The sequence below is a fragment of the Shewanella inventionis genome (assembly GCF_014641855.1).
In the GTDB taxonomy this organism is placed as follows: Bacteria; Pseudomonadota; Gammaproteobacteria; order Enterobacterales; family Shewanellaceae; genus Shewanella; species Shewanella inventionis.
The window spans coordinates 1-674 of record NZ_BMII01000126.1; the positions used below are offsets into that span (position 1 = coordinate 1).

Annotated in this window: 2 tRNA genes and 1 rRNA gene; all 3 read right to left on the bottom strand. The window is 45.1% G+C overall.

What is annotated here, in order from left to right:
• Positions 1–142: 142 nt before the first annotated feature.
• A tRNA-Ala gene (locus IEW93_RS21895) sits at positions 143–218 on the bottom strand.
• A 145-nt stretch (positions 219–363) separates the two neighbouring features.
• Positions 364–440: transfer RNA gene (locus IEW93_RS21900), tRNA-Ile, on the bottom strand.
• 123 nt (positions 441–563) lie between these two features.
• Positions 564–674, bottom strand: a 16S ribosomal RNA gene (locus tag IEW93_RS21905); the annotation flags it as partial.

A 674-nucleotide genomic window follows, 5' to 3' on the forward strand; every position in this document is an offset into this window, starting at 1 on the left:
GCATCAAACGATTTGCAATTAATCACATGACAGACTCATGCAATTAACTACTATCAGCTTTCCAAATTGTTAAAGAGCGGGCTTAAAAAAGCCAAAGATAAAATTTCGTTTATCTTTGGCATCTCTTGACCAATGCAGTAAATGGTGGAGCTATGCGGGATCGAACCGCAGACCTCCTGCGTGCAAGGCAGGCGCTCTCCCAGCTGAGCTATAGCCCCATTTACATGCAGTTGAGATTTTACGTTTACCTTCAAAGAAGGTCTTACCAAAAAATTTGGCTTGCCAATCATTTCTAATCAAGGCGGTTGATAGCGACGTTTAGTTTACTAAACGAGTTATCTTCCAACGCAGAGTAGGAAAGATTGGTGGGTCAGAGTGGACTTGAACCACCGACCTCACCCTTATCAGGGGTGCGCTCTAACCAGCTGAGCTACAGACCCAACGTAATTTCTCTTTCTTTCTATCAAGTAATCTGTGTGAACACTCAAGCACATGGATGTGCTGTGTGCAATAAACGCACGGATGCAGTTTATTGTCACCAAGTATCGAGTTAGTCGTATAGGTAAGGAGGTGATCCAGCCCCAGGTTCCCCTAGGGCTACCTTGTTACGACTTCACCCCAGTCATGAACCACAAAGTGGTGAGCGTTCTCCCGAAGGTTAAACTACCCACTTC